General features: G+C 35.0%; 14 protein-coding genes and 1 pseudogene. 13 read left to right on the top strand and 2 right to left on the bottom strand.

The window, feature by feature from the left end; genetic code table 11:
- Window positions 1-2 precede the first annotated feature (2 nt).
- The 8 genes and pseudogenes from EK417_RS09450 to EK417_RS09415 all read left to right on the top strand — a co-directional run bounded on the left by EK417_RS09450 (window position 3) and on the right by EK417_RS09415 (window position 11,733).
- A complete protein-coding gene (locus EK417_RS09450) occupies window positions 3-3,161 on the top strand; it encodes an efflux RND transporter permease subunit (RefSeq protein ID WP_136522039.1) in 3,159 nt (1,052 codons plus the stop codon).
- Window positions 3,148-4,563 (top strand): efflux transporter outer membrane subunit, encoded by a 1,416-nt coding sequence (locus tag EK417_RS09445; protein WP_136522038.1) that lies wholly within the window; start codon window positions 3,148-3,150, stop codon window positions 4,561-4,563. The genes EK417_RS09450 and EK417_RS09445 overlap by 14 nt, the downstream gene beginning before the upstream one ends.
- A gap of 252 nt (window positions 4,564-4,815) precedes the next feature.
- Window positions 4,816-5,394, top strand: coding sequence for a DUF4840 domain-containing protein (locus EK417_RS09440; RefSeq protein WP_136522037.1), 579 nt, complete (start codon window positions 4,816-4,818; stop codon window positions 5,392-5,394).
- A gap of 106 nt (window positions 5,395-5,500) precedes the next feature.
- Complete coding sequence (locus EK417_RS09435) at window positions 5,501-6,067, top strand: RNA polymerase sigma factor (protein WP_110368450.1); 567 nt, start codon at window positions 5,501-5,503, stop codon at window positions 6,065-6,067.
- Complete coding sequence (locus EK417_RS09430; RefSeq protein ID WP_136522036.1) at window positions 6,060-7,457, top strand: porin family protein; 1,398 nt, start codon at window positions 6,060-6,062, stop codon at window positions 7,455-7,457. The genes EK417_RS09435 and EK417_RS09430 overlap by 8 nt, the downstream gene beginning before the upstream one ends.
- Before the next feature lie 40 nt (window positions 7,458-7,497).
- Entirely contained in the window at window positions 7,498-8,460 is a 963-nt protein-coding gene (locus EK417_RS09425) for a T9SS type A sorting domain-containing protein (protein WP_136522035.1), read from the top strand.
- Window positions 8,461-8,881: 421 nt separating this feature from the next.
- Window positions 8,882-9,727: pseudogene (locus tag EK417_RS09420) on the top strand (YifB family Mg chelatase-like AAA ATPase); the annotation flags it as partial.
- Window positions 9,728-9,774: 47 nt separating this feature from the next.
- On the top strand, window positions 9,775-11,733 hold the full coding sequence (locus EK417_RS09415; protein WP_136522033.1) for a recombinase family protein: 1,959 nt from the start codon (window positions 9,775-9,777) through the stop codon (window positions 11,731-11,733).
- On the opposite strand, the gene EK417_RS09410 is transcribed toward EK417_RS09415, so the two are convergent.
- Together EK417_RS09410 and EK417_RS09405 are read right to left on the bottom strand one after the other, a co-directional pair.
- Complete coding sequence (locus tag EK417_RS09410; RefSeq protein WP_136522032.1) at window positions 11,687-12,280, bottom strand: recombinase family protein; 594 nt, start codon at window positions 12,278-12,280, stop codon at window positions 11,687-11,689. The two genes, EK417_RS09415 and EK417_RS09410, sit on opposite strands and share 47 nt — an antisense overlap.
- 50 nt (window positions 12,281-12,330) lie before the next feature.
- Window positions 12,331-12,873, bottom strand: a complete 543-nt coding sequence (locus EK417_RS09405) for an antirestriction protein ArdA (protein ID WP_136522031.1) — start codon at window positions 12,871-12,873, stop codon at window positions 12,331-12,333.
- A gap of 734 nt (window positions 12,874-13,607) precedes the next feature.
- On the opposite strand from EK417_RS09405, the gene EK417_RS09400 reads away from it, so the two are divergent.
- The 5 genes from EK417_RS09400 to EK417_RS09380 all read left to right on the top strand — a co-directional run bounded on the left by EK417_RS09400 (window position 13,608) and on the right by EK417_RS09380 (window position 16,533).
- Entirely contained in the window at window positions 13,608-13,970 is a 363-nt protein-coding gene (locus tag EK417_RS09400) for a hypothetical protein (protein ID WP_136522030.1), read from the top strand.
- Between the two features lie 143 nt (window positions 13,971-14,113).
- Complete coding sequence (locus EK417_RS09395) at window positions 14,114-14,797, top strand: AbiU2 domain-containing protein (RefSeq protein WP_136522029.1); 684 nt, start codon at window positions 14,114-14,116, stop codon at window positions 14,795-14,797.
- 338 nt (window positions 14,798-15,135) lie between these two features.
- The gene (locus EK417_RS09390) at window positions 15,136-15,558 is read left to right on the top strand and encodes a hypothetical protein (RefSeq protein ID WP_136522028.1); all 423 of its coding nucleotides are present in this window, start codon (window positions 15,136-15,138) and stop codon (window positions 15,556-15,558) included.
- Between the two features lie 7 nt (window positions 15,559-15,565).
- The gene (locus tag EK417_RS09385) at window positions 15,566-15,925 is read left to right on the top strand and encodes a hypothetical protein (protein ID WP_136522027.1); all 360 of its coding nucleotides are present in this window, start codon (window positions 15,566-15,568) and stop codon (window positions 15,923-15,925) included.
- Window positions 15,925-16,533 carry a hypothetical protein gene (locus EK417_RS09380; RefSeq protein WP_136522026.1) on the top strand — a complete coding sequence of 203 codons (609 nt, stop codon included), beginning with the start codon at window positions 15,925-15,927 and terminating at the stop codon, window positions 16,531-16,533. The genes EK417_RS09385 and EK417_RS09380 overlap by 1 nt, the downstream gene beginning before the upstream one ends.
- Window positions 16,534-16,540: the final 7 nt, after the last annotated feature.

Below are 16,540 nucleotides of genomic sequence, written 5' to 3'. Positions count from 1 at the left end.
AAATGTTAAAAAAGATCATAGACCGTCCTGTACTGGCGACGGTAATATCCCTTATTATTGTTATTTTAGGGATTATAGGATTAAACCAGCTGGCGGTAACCAGATTTCCGGACATTTCTCCGCCTACCATCACCGTTTCAGGATCGTATCCCGGAGGAAACAGTGAAACCGTGATCCGTTCCGTGGTAACTCCGCTGGAAGAGCAGATCAATGGAGTGGAAGACATGGAATACATGAAATCCACAGCAAGTAATGATGGTACATTTTCCATCTCCATTATATTCAAACAGGGAGTGAATGCCGATCAGGCAGCGGTAAACGTACAAAACAGAGTACAGCAGGCTACCCCGATACTTCCTCAGGAGGTAGTGAGGATGGGATTGACCACCTCCAAGCAGCAGAACAGTATGGTGCTGATTTTCAATATTTATACTGAAGATAATAAGCAATACGATGAAACTTTCCTTCAGAACTATGCGAATATCAACCTTATTCCACAGGTAAAAAGGGTAAAGGGAGTAGGACAGGCCATGGTATTCGGGATTAAAGATTATTCCATGAGAATATGGCTTAATCCTCAGAAAATGTCATCGTACGGGCTTGAACCGGCAGATGTTTCCAGAGCGATTGCAGACCACAGTTTGGAATCCGCTCCGGGTAAACTGGGAGAAGAATCTGATGCAGCCTTAGAATATGTAATCCGCTATAAAGGAAAAAAGAACAAGCCGGAACAATATGAAAATATTATTGTTAAAAATACCGGAAGCCAGGTCATCAGGCTTAAAGATGTTGCCCGTGTGGAATTCGGAGCCATTTCAAATACGGGAGATAACCTTTCCAATGGGAAAAATGCGGTTACTGTTGCGATCATGCAGACTACAGGATCCAATGCCAATCAGATTGAGATAGGCGTAAACAAAGCCCTTGACCAGTTATCAAAATCATTCCCTCCGGGTATCAAATACACAAAGGTTATGAGTACCAAAGAAAGATTGGATGAGGCTACAGGACAGGTGAAATCTACTTTGATAGAAGCATTTATTCTTGTATTTATAGTCGTGTTTATCTTCCTGCAGGATTTCAGATCTACCATTATTCCTGCAGTGGCAGTTCCGGTGGCGATTATCGGTACTTTCTTCTTCCTTCTGGTCTTAGGATTCACCATTAATGTCTTGACGCTTTTTGCCCTTGTGCTGGCCATCGGTATTGTGGTGGATGATGCTATTGTAGTGGTAGAAGCTGTCCACAGTAATATGGAAGGGACAGACCTTTCAGGTAGAGAGGCTACTCACAAGGCGATGAGTGAGATTACAGGAGCGGTTATTTCAATCACATTGGTGATGTCGGCAGTATTTATTCCAATCGGATTTATGTCAGGTTCAGCAGGGTTATTCTATAAGCAGTTTGCCTATACATTAGCAATTGCCATTATCATTTCAGCGGTCAATGCATTGACGTTAACTCCGGCTTTATGTGCGGTATTTTTGAAAAATAACCATGCAGGAGAAGGAGAGAAACCAAAAGGATTCGGGCAAAGATTTGCGGTAGCATTCAATGCAGGGTTTAATAATATGACTAACCGTTATGCAAAAGGAGTCCGTTTCTTAATAGGAAGAAAATGGATTGCAGGAGGATTAATTGTAGCCGTTATCGGTGTTGCTGGCTGGCTGATGTCAAGCACCCCTAAAAGTTTTGTACCAATGGAAGATGACGGATTCTTTATGTACACTTTAAGCATGCCTCCCGGGACAGCATTGACCAAAACGACAGAAGTTTCCAACAAGATCAATAAAATCTTAAAAGGAGTAGATGCCGTTCAGGAAAATACTTCCATTACAGGATATAACCTTCTTAGCAACAGTGCTGGACCCGCGTATGCGATGGGATTTGTTAAGCTGAAACCTAAAAAAGAAAGAGGCGAAGTTCAGGATATTCAGGAAGTGGTAGATATGGCAACTGCAAAATTGGGCGTGATTAAAGAAGGAAGTGTAATGACTTTCAGAATGCCTCCGGTAGAAGGATACGGAATGACAAATGACGCAGAAATAGTGCTTCAGGACCGTATGGGAAGAGATCCTCAGGTTCTTAAAGCCAAAGCCGATGAACTGATTGGCCAGCTGATGCAGGTTCCGGAAGTGGCATTTGCCTACACCATGTTCAGGGCAGATTATCCTCAGATGGAGCTTGAAGTAAATGAAGATAAAGCAAAACAATTGGGAGTAAGTATTTCAAACCTGTTGGGAACCGTTCAGACCTATTTCTCAGGAGATCAGTCTCAGAATTTCTCAAGATTCGGGAAGTTTTACAGAGTGAATATTAAAGCGGACGGAGTTTTCAGAATGGATGAGCAGGCGTTCAACGATATTTTCGTAAAGAATGAAAAAGGAGATATGGTACCGGTAAATACATTAATCACTTTGAAAAAAGTCTACGGTCCGGAATCCGTTCAGCGTTATAACCTTTACAACTCATTAAATATCAACGTATCACCAAAACCCGGAGTAAGTAACGGAGAGTTGATGGGGAAACTGGAACAAACCTTAAGCAAATTGCCATCTGACTACAGTTATGAGTGGACAGGCTTGAGTCTGGAAGAAAAATCAGCAGGAAATCAGACGATTGCCATCTTTGGACTGTGTTTGCTTTTTGTATATCTGTTGCTGGCAGCTCAATATGAAAGTTATATTCTTCCTCTGGCCGTAATGCTTTCCATCCCAACAGGAATTGTAGGAGCATTCTTAGGAATAAAAGCAATCGGGCTGGATAATAATATCTATGTACAGGTAGGATTGATCATGCTTATCGGGCTTTTGGCCAAAAACGCAATCCTGATTGTAGAATTTGCCATACAAAGGCGAAAAGCAGGGCTTTCCATTCTGGATTCTGCATTGGAAGGAGCAAAGGCAAGATTACGTCCCATTATCATGACTTCACTAGCTTTTATTGCCGGAATGATTCCGCTGATGATTTCTACAGGAGGAATGGCTTCAGGAAATAAATCCATCAGTACAAGTGCTGCCATGGGAATGTTGAGCGGAGTGGTTTTAGGTGTTTTTGTAATTCCTGTACTCTACATGTTCTTTCAGTATCTGGATGAGAAGTTCTCTGCCAAAAAGAAGTATAATACGATAGAAAATCAATTGACCAATGAGAATATTTAATATAAAGAATTTCCTTATTTCAGTCGCAATGGCATCACTGCTGATGTCTTGTGCCGTAGGAAAAAAATATACAAGAACAGATCTTCAGATTCCCGGAACCTACAAAGAATCTGTACAGGTAACAGGAGATACTGTAGTGCTTCCGTGGAAAACGTTCTTCAAAGATCCCAAACTGATTGGCTTAATAGATAAAGCCCTTTCAAGAAACAACGAAGTAAATGTCGCTTTGAAAAACATAGAACAGCTGGATCTGATCTATAAACAGGCTAAATTAGGCCTGATGCCAACACTGGACTTCACTGCAGGAACAAACAGAAGCTGGGCATCTGCCAATACGCTTAACGGATCTCTGAACGAACAGTTTGTGGGAACAAAATACATAGATGATTTCAGTGCTGCACTGAGGCTTTCCTGGGAAGTAGACATTTGGGGAAAAGCTAAAATGCAGAAAGAATCCGCAGCAGCAGAATATTTTGGGCAAAAAGAAAATTTAAATGCCATCAAAAGCAGAATCGTAGTTCAGGTAGCTCAGGCTTATTATAATCTGATCAGTCTGGACGAACAACTGAAAATAGCAGAACAAAATATTGAGTTAAGCAATAACACGCTTACAATGATGAACCTTCAGTTTAAAGCAGGACAGATTAATTCATTGGCCGTTCAGCAATCGGAAGCACAGAAGAAAACAGCCGAGCTGCTGATCCCTTTGGCAAAACAGAATATTTCTATACAGGAAAATGCGTTGAGTATTCTTTGTGGAGAATATCCGGCAAAAGTAGAAAGAGAAGGAAACCTTAAAACAATGATTCCTGAAAACAGATTGTCTGAAGGATTACCGGCACAGCTGCTGAGCAGAAGACCAGATCTGAAAATGGCAGAGTTCAACGTGATCAGCTTAAACTCCAAAACCGGACTGGCAAAAGCAGCCATGTATCCAAGTATAAGTCTTAGCCCGCAAATAGGAGTAAATTCCAATAAGTTCAGCTCCTGGTTTGATATTCCCGGATCTATTACCAAAGCAATCGCAGCCAATCTGGCCGCACCGATTTTTCAGAAAAAAGAACTGAAAACAGCTTACGAAACAGCTTTGATTGAACAGGAAAAAGCAGCCATCAGTTTTAAGCAATCTGTAATGACTGCCGTGGGAGAGGTTTCCGATGCTATGGCGAAATCTAAAGGTTCTTCAGAAAGACTGCAGCTTTTAGAACAGAGAACAGCCATTCTGAACAAAGGAATCAATGATGCACTGAAGCTGTATAAAAGTGGTATGGCAACCTATCTGGAAGTTATTACCGCCCAGAACAATAAACTTCAGAATGATCTGGAAGCCATCAACGTTACCCTTGAAAAATTAAATGCTGAGGTAGATCTTTACAGGGCACTTGGCGGTGGAGTACAGTAAAATATACCTTAAAAATAATAAAGGAAACTATGGTATGTAGTTTCCTTTTTGCTGTTTTGAGGCATCAATACAACTCAATTTTTACAACAGGTACAGAATTTGCAATGAAGTGATGAAATTTTACATTCACAAAATCAATCGGTTATAAAAATTTTCCTCTTTTTTATAAAAAAGTATGCAAGATTTTCAGAAAACATGATTTATATAGATGAGTACTCGAAAATAATTAATGTTTAACGAAAATGTAATGCAATGAAAAAATTAACAGTACCCCGATTTTTTATGACAGTTTTAATGGTTTTGGCAGGATTGGCCTTATTCTCTTGTAATGATAACGATGGACCAGACATTCCACCTGTAAAAATGGAAGAATTACCAGGGAACTATAAAGGAAAACTGATTATTGTACAGGGAAATACCAAAAGAGAAGGAATAAAAGAATTCAAAGTAAAGAAAGATACGATCTCTTTTGCCGAATTTCCAATAAGTGAAATTGTAAAAACAGTCGTAAAGGATCCTGCAAAAGCAGAAAATGCCATGAAATCAATGGGAAAGGTGAACTATGATATTAAATATGCAGCAGTGATCAATACCGCAAATAATGTGATAGAGCTTACCCTTACCCCAAAAACAATGGAGCTTCAGATTCCGGTAGACGGAGTGAATAAAAAGACAGTTGTGGAATTCGTTTCTAAGCAAAAAGGATATTATGTAGGGATGGATAGAACGCTCAGATATGCGCTCACAGCAGACAAAATTACAGTAGACGGAACAGTGGTTACTCCTTATGAAGTGATCGATTATAATTTTCCGTTCAGTATAAAAAATTAATGAATAGTTAGTATCATCAATGGATTGCGCTTTATTAAAAAGATGCAATCTGTTTTTGCTTGACGGTTTTATAACATCCCGGTGGATACGGAGGCAGTTGCATCATATGGAAGAAAGTAAAGAACAGATTTTGGTAAAGCACCTTCTGAAAAAGGAAGAGGCTGCCTGGAAAGAGCTTTTTGGGGCTTATTCCGGAAATCTGTCTTATGTGTGCTCCCGTTATGTGGCAGAAAAAGAAGATGTTCATGATGTGCTTCAAAACAGTTTTATCAAAATGTTCCGTTCGATAGAATCTTTTGAGTATAGAGGTAATGGTTCTTTAAAAGCCTGGATGACCCGTATTACAGTCAATGAATCCCTGAAGCATATTAAACAGAAAGGAGACTTTAAATCTGCTGTAGAAGTAGATGACCTTCCGGATATTCCTAATGAAGAAGAACCGGATTTTGAAGAAATCCCCCGTGATGATATTATGATGATGATCAGAGCTCTTCCTGATGGCTACAGAACTGTTTTTAACCTGTTCGTATTTGAGAAAAAAAGCCATAAAGAAATTGCCGTGCTGCTCGGAATTGCAGAAAATTCATCTGCATCTCAGTTTCACAGAGCGAAAGGGCTGCTTGCCCGGAAAATAAAAGAATTTAAAATGTCAAAAAAAGCACAATATGAATAACGAATGGCTAAATAATCTGCGAAGCAGAATGGATGACCATGAAGAGGACGTTCCGGAAGGGTTGTGGGATGGCATTAAAGATGAATTATTTTCCGGAGAAGAAAACAACAGCATTCCCGGATTTATTCCTGAAGTTCCCGAAGGTGGAACAAAGAAAGAAAAGGGAACAAATGTGGGAAACAGATCCATATTTTATCGCGTTGGAGGGATTGCAGCGGCCATTGCATTATTGTTTTTGCTGATCAAAATACTGCCCCGGAATGATACTGGAAAAACTCTGTCTCAGAAACCGGCAGATGTGAAAGGAGAAAAGGAAAAAGAATATTTAAAAACTACAGAAACTGAGAATATTTCAGGCAGTGAAGGCCAATCAAAAATAGATGTTTTTTTGGCTGAAAATAGATTGAATAACGCCGTTCCGGAGAAAATGTTGACACAAAGATATGCTCGTAATAGAGCAGAAAATCATGCTGGAAGCAATCATAAAAACCAGGATGTCTTCAAGTTTCCGACAGTAGCGGAGTCTTTTCAGCAGGAAAGTAAGATCACCCAGAAAACATTTCCTGTTGATGATACAGTGAAAGAACCGGTTGTAGAAAACAAAAATGATGAGGTGCTTTTTAAGCAGGAGAAAATAAAAGAAGTATACGCCGAACATACAGCGCATCATACCCAAAAATCCAGAGACAAAAAATCATGGATGCTGGGTATGCTTACAGGCAATATGGCTTCCAATTCTGCAGAACAGCAGTTTCCGGGATATGCTTCAATTACTGGAAAAGCAATGAATATTGAACAGGTATGGACTACTTCTGAATATCATGATGATCCTCTGAAAGCCATTTTACTGGCCAATCAAAGTCAGCACGTAGAAGCGAGAATAAGGCATAAAGTACCGGTAACGTTTGGGCTTTCCGTTTACTATAATTGGGGGAAAAGATGGGGAATAGGAACAGGACTGAATTATACCAAACTTTCTTCTGAACTGCATTCCGGAAGTGGTAATAATTATATAAAAGGAAATCAGACAGTTCATTATATAGGAATTCCTGTACAGATTAATTATAATATCATTCAAAAAGGAAAATTTACAGGATATATTACAGGTGGGGCCCTGGTGGAAAAACCAGTAGCAGGTAATATTACAACAACGTATGTTGTGAATGATGAGATAAAAGAATCCTCAAAGGAACGCCTGGAGCCAAAACCTTTCCAGTTTTCTGTGAATACGGCGGTAGGCCTTCAGCTGAAAATCATTGATAAGGTCGGAATTTATGCAGAACCGGGAATCGGATATCATTTTAAAGAAGAAAATGCTCCTAATACCATTTACAAAGAAAAACCTCTTCAGTTTAATATGAAATTCGGAATACGAGTACTGCTGGATTAAGGCAGACCATTTTTGCAACACCAAACTTAATAATCTATATATGAAAACAAAACTAACTTTTTTAGTGGTTTTACTATTCGGTATTTTGAATATAAAAGCACAATGTACTCCTACAATTACCAGTGCGAGACTTGGGCAAAAATATCCCGGAACGATTTTATTCTGTAATACGGAAGATGAAATTCTTTCCACTACACAGACTTATGCAACTTATCAGTGGTACAAACAGGAATGGACCTGGCAGACACCCAATAACAACCCATGGGTCGCCATTCCGGGAGCTGCTTCACAGCAATTAATCATTAGTGGTAGTGATCAGCTGAATTATTTTAAAGTAGTCGTTTCTGAAGGTGACTGTACAGCAGAAAGTCCTGCAGCGTTTGCAGATGGCTTTGTATATGGGCTGCCGGCGATGATGACTACTTATACACCGGGTACGTATCAGGAAAATGGAGGAACAGTGAACGTCTGCAACGGAGCTTCTGTACAGTTTGATAATATTTTTCCTGTTGTATATGGTAAACATACCTGGTTCAGATGTGTGCCAGGCAGTAATCCGCCGGCGATGGGAGATCCTTGTATTATCCCGGGAGTAGTAGGAGATACCTATGTTGCAACAAGTTCAGGGAAATACGGATTTTATGCCTGTACGGAATATTGTCCGGATCAGTGTGAGATGTTAGATCCGTTTGCATTTGTAGAACTGAATTTCGGAGATTGGGAGTTCTGCAGCAATTTGGGAACAGGAGAGACAAAAATGAAAGATAATACTCTGAAAATTTATCCTAATCCTACTGCACAGCATCTTTATATTGGGAAAGAATCGGATAAAATCTATAAGGAAGTTATCATCATTGATATGTCCGGAAAACTTGTCCTTAAGAAAGTAGATCACAGATATAATCAGGCGATTGATGTAAGCGGTCTGGTACCGGGGAATTATATCATTGTTTCTAAGAGCACAGATGGAATTGAATATAAAAACAGATTTATAAAAAAATAATAGGATTATAAAGTCTGAAGAGGTTAAAAATTGATTGTGGGAAGGAAGATGGGATGTCTGAGGAGGGATGTTCCTTGTATTGAAGAAGAACTGAAGTGATTTATTTTAATACTTTACGATCATAGATGCATTTCATCCTTGTTAATCTAATGACGGTCATAATTACCCCCAAAAAGGAATTTCCTCTTTCCGGCATCCGGCTTCCTGACTTACACTTGATTTTTCAGTAATTCAGACGGCATAATCTTTTTCGTTAGTTTTTAATAATGGTTGAGTCGGTACAAAGTAATTTGTACCGGTTTTTTTATTCTGAAAATTTTTGAATTTCTTTTTTAATATTTCTGTCTGACTAGAATTTCATTAACATAAACATCAGAATTTCAAAATAGTATATTCATTACTTTTACTCCAAAAACACACCATGCTGATCAAAATTTATGGAAGTGCCATTCATGGAGTGGCTGCACAGACCATTACTATTGAAGTGAATGTAGATACCGGAGGAGTAGGATACCACCTCGTAGGTCTTCCTGATAATGCTATTAAGGAAAGCAGCTACAGAATTTCTGCAGCCCTGAAGAATGTAGGATTTAAAATTCCCGGAAAGAAAATTACTATTAATATGGCTCCCGCAGATCTTAGAAAAGAAGGTTCTGCCTATGACCTTAGTATTGCAATCGGGATCTTGGCTGCTTCAGATCAGATTCTGGCAGAAGAAATTGAGAGTTATATTATTATGGGAGAACTTTCTCTGGATGGAAGCCTACAGCCCATTAAAGGTGTTTTGCCCATTGCCATCCAAGCCAGAGAAGAAGGCTTTAAAGGAATTATTCTTCCAAAACAAAATGCCAGAGAAGCAGCTATTGTAAACGATCTTGAAGTATATGGAATAGAAAATATCAGAGAAGTTATTGATTTTTTTAACGAGGGAAAAGCACTTGAAAAAATGACACTGGATACCAGAAAAGAATTTCATGAAAAGATCAACGATTTTCCTTTTGATTTCTCCGAAGTTAAAGGTCAGGAAACAGCCAAAAGAGCGATGGAAGTGGCAGCAGCAGGCGGACATAATATTATCTTGATCGGGCCGCCCGGAAGCGGAAAAACAATGCTGGCCAAAAGAGTACCCAGTATTTTACCTCCTTTGACATTGAAGGAAGCTTTGGAAACAACCAAAATTCATTCCGTAACCGGGAAAATAGGAACTGAAACATCATTAATGACGGTTCGTCCCTTCAGGTCTCCACATCATACTATTTCCGATGTTATTGTATAGAATGTAACCATATTGTATATTTGTGTAAAATTAATTGTATGTTAGGTATTTACGCAAGAATATCAAGAGAGAAAGAAGAAGGTAAAGATAGGTCAATTAATGACCAAGTTGAATTGGGAAAAACTTTAGCTAGTAAATTAGGCATTAGTTACACCATATATATCGATGAAGGTTATTCTGGAGCTCTTGATATAGACAATCGTCCAGGGTTATCAAAATTAGTTGAAGATGTATTCGATAATAAAATAACTCATGTTTTTTCTTTCGATCAATCAAGATTAGAAAGGCATAAGGATGTTTGGGCGAAACTTTACAATTTATTTCAAAGTAAAAAAATTAAACTTTTCTTTAATACTACTGGAGAATTTGATTTTGATAGTGATGAAAATTATCTACAGTCACACATGCTTTCTTTAATGAACAATTTCTACATCAAAAATGGTAGCAGAAAGATTAAAAGTGTATTAAAGAGAAATATAGAGGCGGGTAAAGTCCATGCTATACCACCCTACGGATATAAAAAAGATTCTGAAGGCTTTTTGGTTATTGATGAACAAGAACAAGCAATTATTCACAAAATATTTAGTTTGTCATTAGATGGAAAGGGAACAGATAATATAGCAAATATTTTAAATGATGAGAATATTCCAACATCATATAATAAAATTGGAAAAGGTGTATATACAACAAAAAATAAATACACTGGGGAGATTAAAGAATTAAAGAAAATAGATGCAAAATGGAGAGGGAATACAATAAGAAACATTTTAAAAAATACCATATATAAAGGACAAAGAAAATGGAAAGATGAAATTTTTGAAGCTCCAATTATAATTCCAGAGGAATTTTGGGATAAAGTAAATGAAAACCTTACTAGCAACTCTAATAATACTGGAAAAAAGGTCAATTATAGATATTTACTAAAAGGATTAATCCGTTGTGGAAAGTGTGGAAGGAATATGGTTGGAAGAAGTAGAGAGAACAAAAAAGACCATGCTTATCAATGCTCATCAAAAAGGTATAAAGGAGAAAGTTGCGGTAATAGGAGTATCAATATTGATAAAATTGAAGGAATAGTTTGGTCGAGATTTTTTAAAGGTTCTGATTTGATAAGTCTTTTACAGAAAGATATTTTAATGAAAAGAGATAATAAAGAATCCATTTCAGATAATATTTTGAAAGTAAGAAAACAATTGTCAAATTTGCAACAGCAGAAAGATAACTTAATTATTGCTGTGTCAAAGGGGTTATTAAATGAAGAAGAAATAAAAAAGCAAAAAAATAGCATTGATTCAGAAATAAAAGATGCTAATATTTTATTGAAAGATTATGAATTACAACTAAGTAATGTAGCTAATAGTGACAAGTTAATAAACAATTATGTTGAAGAATTTGAGCAATTTACAGATTCGCTTTCATTTTTAGAACAAAAAGAAATAGTTAATAAATACATCCAGAATATAAAAGTTTTTTCTTCTGAAAAAAATCAAGATGTATATTCTTTGATTATAAAATTTAAAATCAAGTTAGAAGAAGAACATTATTTATTCTTTAGAAAAAAAGATTTACTTTATTCCATTACAGATAATGAACTTTTATTTTCAAAATATTTTAATAGTAAATCAGAAAACATCATAAACATTATTGAGAATCCAATTATGGAAAAAATTATCCTTATACCATCTGAGGAAAAATTTGTTTTACCTCCTTTTATTCAAAAGGGAGAAAATTTACAAATTATTAGTAACTCTATATATCCTTATGGAAACATCAAAGATTGGACTTCAGAAAAAATAATTGAATTTTATAGTAAAAATCCTGAATTACTATGCAAAGATTCAGGATTAAGTACATTATCAGTTGCTAAAGAAAAAGAATCTTATGCTTTCTTTTGCAAAGAATATAAAATATATAAAAATAAACCTCTAGCTGATTGGGTTAAAAAATGGTTTAAGAACCAAGCACTTTTTTCACCTTCTGAACAGTCCCTAAACTAACATTACATAGTTTAGCTGTGTTTCGGAGGGATTGCCCTTTGTTTAAAAATTTGACAACATCCTTGTATTTTTCTAAAACTTGGTCATTGGTTTCAACAGAACCTTTAAGCCTACCTTTATAAACACCTTTAGCAACAGCAATCTTTATACCTTCCCTTTGCCTTTCAAGCAATGTTTCTCTTTCCATTTCTGCAATATTAGCCATAACAGAGATAATTAATTTAAAGGCAGAATTAGGCTTGTTTTTGACTAAACTTTCAATTCCGAGGTTATCTACCTTCAAAGTAATTTGTTTGTTATTAAGAAGCTCTAAGGTATCTAAAATATCAAATAAATTTCTGCCAAGTCTGTCAATGGAATGAACACTAATATAATCTATGTTTTTTTTCTCAATATCTTTTATTAGTTCTTTTCCTTTTTCTCTTTCCTTAAATGGAATTGCTCCGCTAATAATATCAATGTATAGCTTTTCATCGGGATAACTTTTCTGTAATTGTCTTTCTGTTTTTTGGTTGGCTGTGGAAACTCTTATATATCTTGCTTTCATTTTATAGTAAAGGTATAAAGCACCCTGATTTACAGGGCGCAAGGTTAATTTTAATTTCTGAAATAATATCCATTTGATTCGGAATAATCATACATTATATGTTTTGCTGTAGAAGCCCAGTCAATGTAAATGTATGTGGGTAAGTTTTCGGGAATACTGCCTTCTTGCTCTAATATTTCCTGTGCAAAATTTTCATCGGAATTATATTCGCCATAATAAGAGTCTGAAACCTCATGTAAAAAATCCTCTATATCTTGAAAATAACTCCCCCTACAATCAATATAAGCCTCAATAATTTCAAAATCCAGTGCTGAATTATTGATTTTTTCTGCTATCTCATATATCTCATTTGAAATATGGCACTCACTAATATAACCTTGAGTGATAAAAAAATTAGGAAATTCATAATCTTGAAACATATACTCTGGATCCTCTTCGTCTCTATGAAGTTCTTTCATAGCTTCGTAAAGCTCATTGTAATCCGAATAATCCGAGAGGGTTAACCATTCTCCAAAGATGCTTCCTTCGTTGTACTTTCTGTATGTAGCGACATAGATACTACAGTTTTGAAGACAATTTTGTAAATTTGCCATGTTGATAAGTTTTAATTTAACGGTTGAACATTTATTAACATTTTGCCTTGTCGTGCTCCAACACTTCAAGGCTTTTTTATTATCTAATTTTATGAATGACTATAAAAGTGTAATAAATCTGACATAGTCATGTTTGATACAGGCTTGAAATCCTATTTAATTAATTTAATCGAAAAAAATTGTATCTCATTTAGAGTATAATCTATATTTGTCACATTTATAAAGTCAATATTCATGCCAATTGACAGAGATTTTAACTTTAAAATTAAAGTTTTAAAAATATTTTTAAGCACAAACCGCCACAAACAAAAACTGTCATAAAATCCAACCATAAAACCAACAGTCTAAAAGAATATCATGATTAAAAAAGAGTAAGTGGAAATAAAAACAGATCCACAAAAACCAAATAAAACAAAATCTACTTTTGAGAAAAGATTTGACAGTTGATGGGGGGCTACCTAAAAAGGAACTTTGGAGGGGTGCTGATTGGAGGTAGTAGGTCATGTCCGTACACTCATTATATTTTTTGGTATTAAATTGTCGTAAACTCTACTATAAAGGATTATTTGATTTTTTGAGAGCTATTTAGAGGGGATAATTTGTAGGAGGAGATTCACCAATGTATTTTTTCACCAAATAAAGAAAAGTTTTTTTGATAATTGCTTATTCAAATGCCTCAATTCAACTATTTATAAGTAGATACAAATTTGTAAATTGCTAAGAAAATTAAAAAAATGGAAGAAACTAATAAAACATTTGAATTACATTTAGAAGAATATATTATTAAAGGAATAATTACTTCGCTCAACAATGAAGAAATTGACACTATTGAAAATTTAGGAAGTAAAGAATATTCAGAAGCAGTTTTCAAGGTTATTGTAAGTTCTGAGCCTTCAATTGATTTGGAATTTTTTAATCTTTCTACTACAAAAATTTATGTTGTTGGCTATAAAGGTAGAGAGGGACAATTAGGCTATCTAAAAAATATGCAATTCATTCCAGATGATAGGGAGAATCATTTTGTAAGGGTCATAAGCACAAATATTTTGAGTGTCTTAATGCTGAATGGAAATTCAGGACATTTTATTTCTAAATAATTAACATTTATTAAGTTTTTCTTTCAGAAGACAATTATAAATGTTGCAAAACAAACTGTCAAATAAAGTTTCATCAAACCAATAGCTAACATGTTGATTGATAAGGCTGACATTTGTCCCACCAAAATAAATATCTACTTATCATGAGAGATTGTATTACAAAAAATGAAATGGATAGTTTCTTTGAATCATTTAGAAACATGATTTTGGATTTAGTAATTTGTACAACAAATGTTGAAACAATTATTGAGCAAAATAAAGATAATCCAGAAAAAATAAAGTTTTTAAATCCTTTTTTAGGGCATTATGTTTCATTATGCTATTCATATTCAGTATTAACCTTATCAAAACTTTTCATTCAGGAAGAAAAAAGAAGTTTTAAAAAGTTTTTAAATAAACTTGAAAACAATGATTATGATAAAGAATTGAAAGATTTATTAAAGAAAAATACAGAAACTTTTGAAAGTGGCAGTAATGGAGAATATGATTATTTATTCAAGAATAAAGCAGATATAAAAAAAGAAATTATAGTTGCAAGGAAAGAAATTTCCGATGCAGAAAAATTGATTGAAAAAATAAAAGCAAGAAGAGATTCCTATTATGCCCATTTAGACCCTGATAAAAAAGACAAAATAGAAGTTGAAAGCCTGTCGGAAATTAATGAGCTATTAGCATTAGCACAGAGAATTTATGAGAGATTTTTTGGGGGATTTAATAATTCAACTTTTCTTTTTGTCAATCTTTGGCACATGGATACGATGTTTACAATAATTAATGAACATTATGATAATTATACAAGAATGCTTAAAGAGTTAGAAGATAATTAATGAATAATAAACCCAAAATCACTTTCAGTTTAGGAACAATTTTTGCTTATTAAGCACAGATTACAAAAATTAATATCTTTGTAATTCAAATTTTATCGAAAACGAAAAAGCGTTAATAATTATTCTGCCAATAGGAATCTGGTAAATTCAAAATAAGGAGTAGAATAGTAAGTTGAACGCTCACGTCCTGTATATCTATGGGCGTGGGTTTCGCTTATTTATTCCTTATGGCTTACCAGAGCCTCTATTGGTAAATAAGAGTTACGAGCCTACGTCCTTTTTCTATTATACCAAATAACAATATCACATCAGGCTCGGGTGAATTTAAAGTTCATCTTATGAAAAAACTATTATTCACAGTTTTTACAGCATTATTATTCATTGGTTGTTCAAATCACGATGATGAAAACACACAAACAACAAACAATCCAGTAGCAACACAGTATTTTCATCCTCCAACGTGGATTCAAGGGAAATGGCAGAAAGACGGTACGGCACTGTATAAATTTACCAATGATGATTTTTATACCATTGCAGGGAGCATCGAAACTAGCTATAAATCCATATTACAGCAAGGTGCAAGTTTAGGAGCTTCTTCAAGTGTTCCCGAAAACATTTCTGAAACTGTTTATGAATTTACCATAAAATCAGGTTCAGCCAATGCTGAATACAAATTCAAAAAGGTCAATTCTACCACAATTGAGTGGGTAAATTATCCTTATGCTTCGACAGTGGGTGCATTTTATTTAACTAAACAATAATAATATCATGAAAAAGTTTTTAACAGCAGTTGTGATAATTGTTTCAGCAATGACTTTTGCACAACAAACAGAAAATCAAAAACAAACTGTCAAAGAATGTGATTTGCCTTCCAATTATCAGGAACCCAAACCAGACAAAAAAATTCAGTCTTGGTTAAAACGAGCCGATGCCACTATTGAGGATTTAAGAAAACATATTGCAGTAGAAAATGACTGTAACGAGAAAGATGTGATCTTTTTAAGAATTTCTGAACAGAAAGGAAATGGAATGTATTCCGTTTGCGTTGCAGGAAAGCCAATGAAATATAAACGTATGGGCAGTGTTTTTATGGGTGCAGGGGAAAATCCTTTTGATGTAGCAAAGTAATGAATAACGCAGAGTTACAGTTAAAAGAGACAATCATTCAAATGGTTGAAAAGTGTCTCGTGGCAGATCTGGAGGAAATTTTTATAGGTAAAAAGAGCTATAAATCTACTTTTGAACTCATTTCAGATTACGAAAAATATTGGAATAAATCAATTAATGAACTTTCAACAACTATCCAAATTTCTAAAATCAGAATACAGGCTATTATTAGTGAAGCATTTCACATTATTAGAAAAACTTACCCTCAACAGCCTGTATATAGTGATTTAAGTCATATCAGAGATAAGTATGTGAATAAATTAATCTCAGATCTTAATCATACAATCTCCAACTATTTAAAAGAAGATATAAAAGCAATCAAATACAAAAACAGTGATGATTTGAAGTTTATTTATGAAAACATGCTTAATCATTATTTCATAAAAACTTTGAAGATAAAAGAAAAATTTGCAAAAGGTTATATGATTGAAGAAAGCCTTACAGAAAAGGTTATTAACAATGTTTTTTATCAACTTAATAAAGCCTATACAGAGGAGAACAATTCAAGTAATTTGAGTTTGCAAAGTCTTCTATTAAAAATGGAAAATATAAACCCTAAAAAGAATTAAAATCCAA

Origin of the sequence: Chryseobacterium candidae, assembly GCF_004916905.1 — a bacterium.
Classification (GTDB): domain Bacteria; phylum Bacteroidota; class Bacteroidia; order Flavobacteriales; family Weeksellaceae; genus Chryseobacterium; species Chryseobacterium candidae.
Note: the sequence above shows the minus strand (reverse complement) of the source record. Positions and strands in the feature narration are given on the sequence as shown.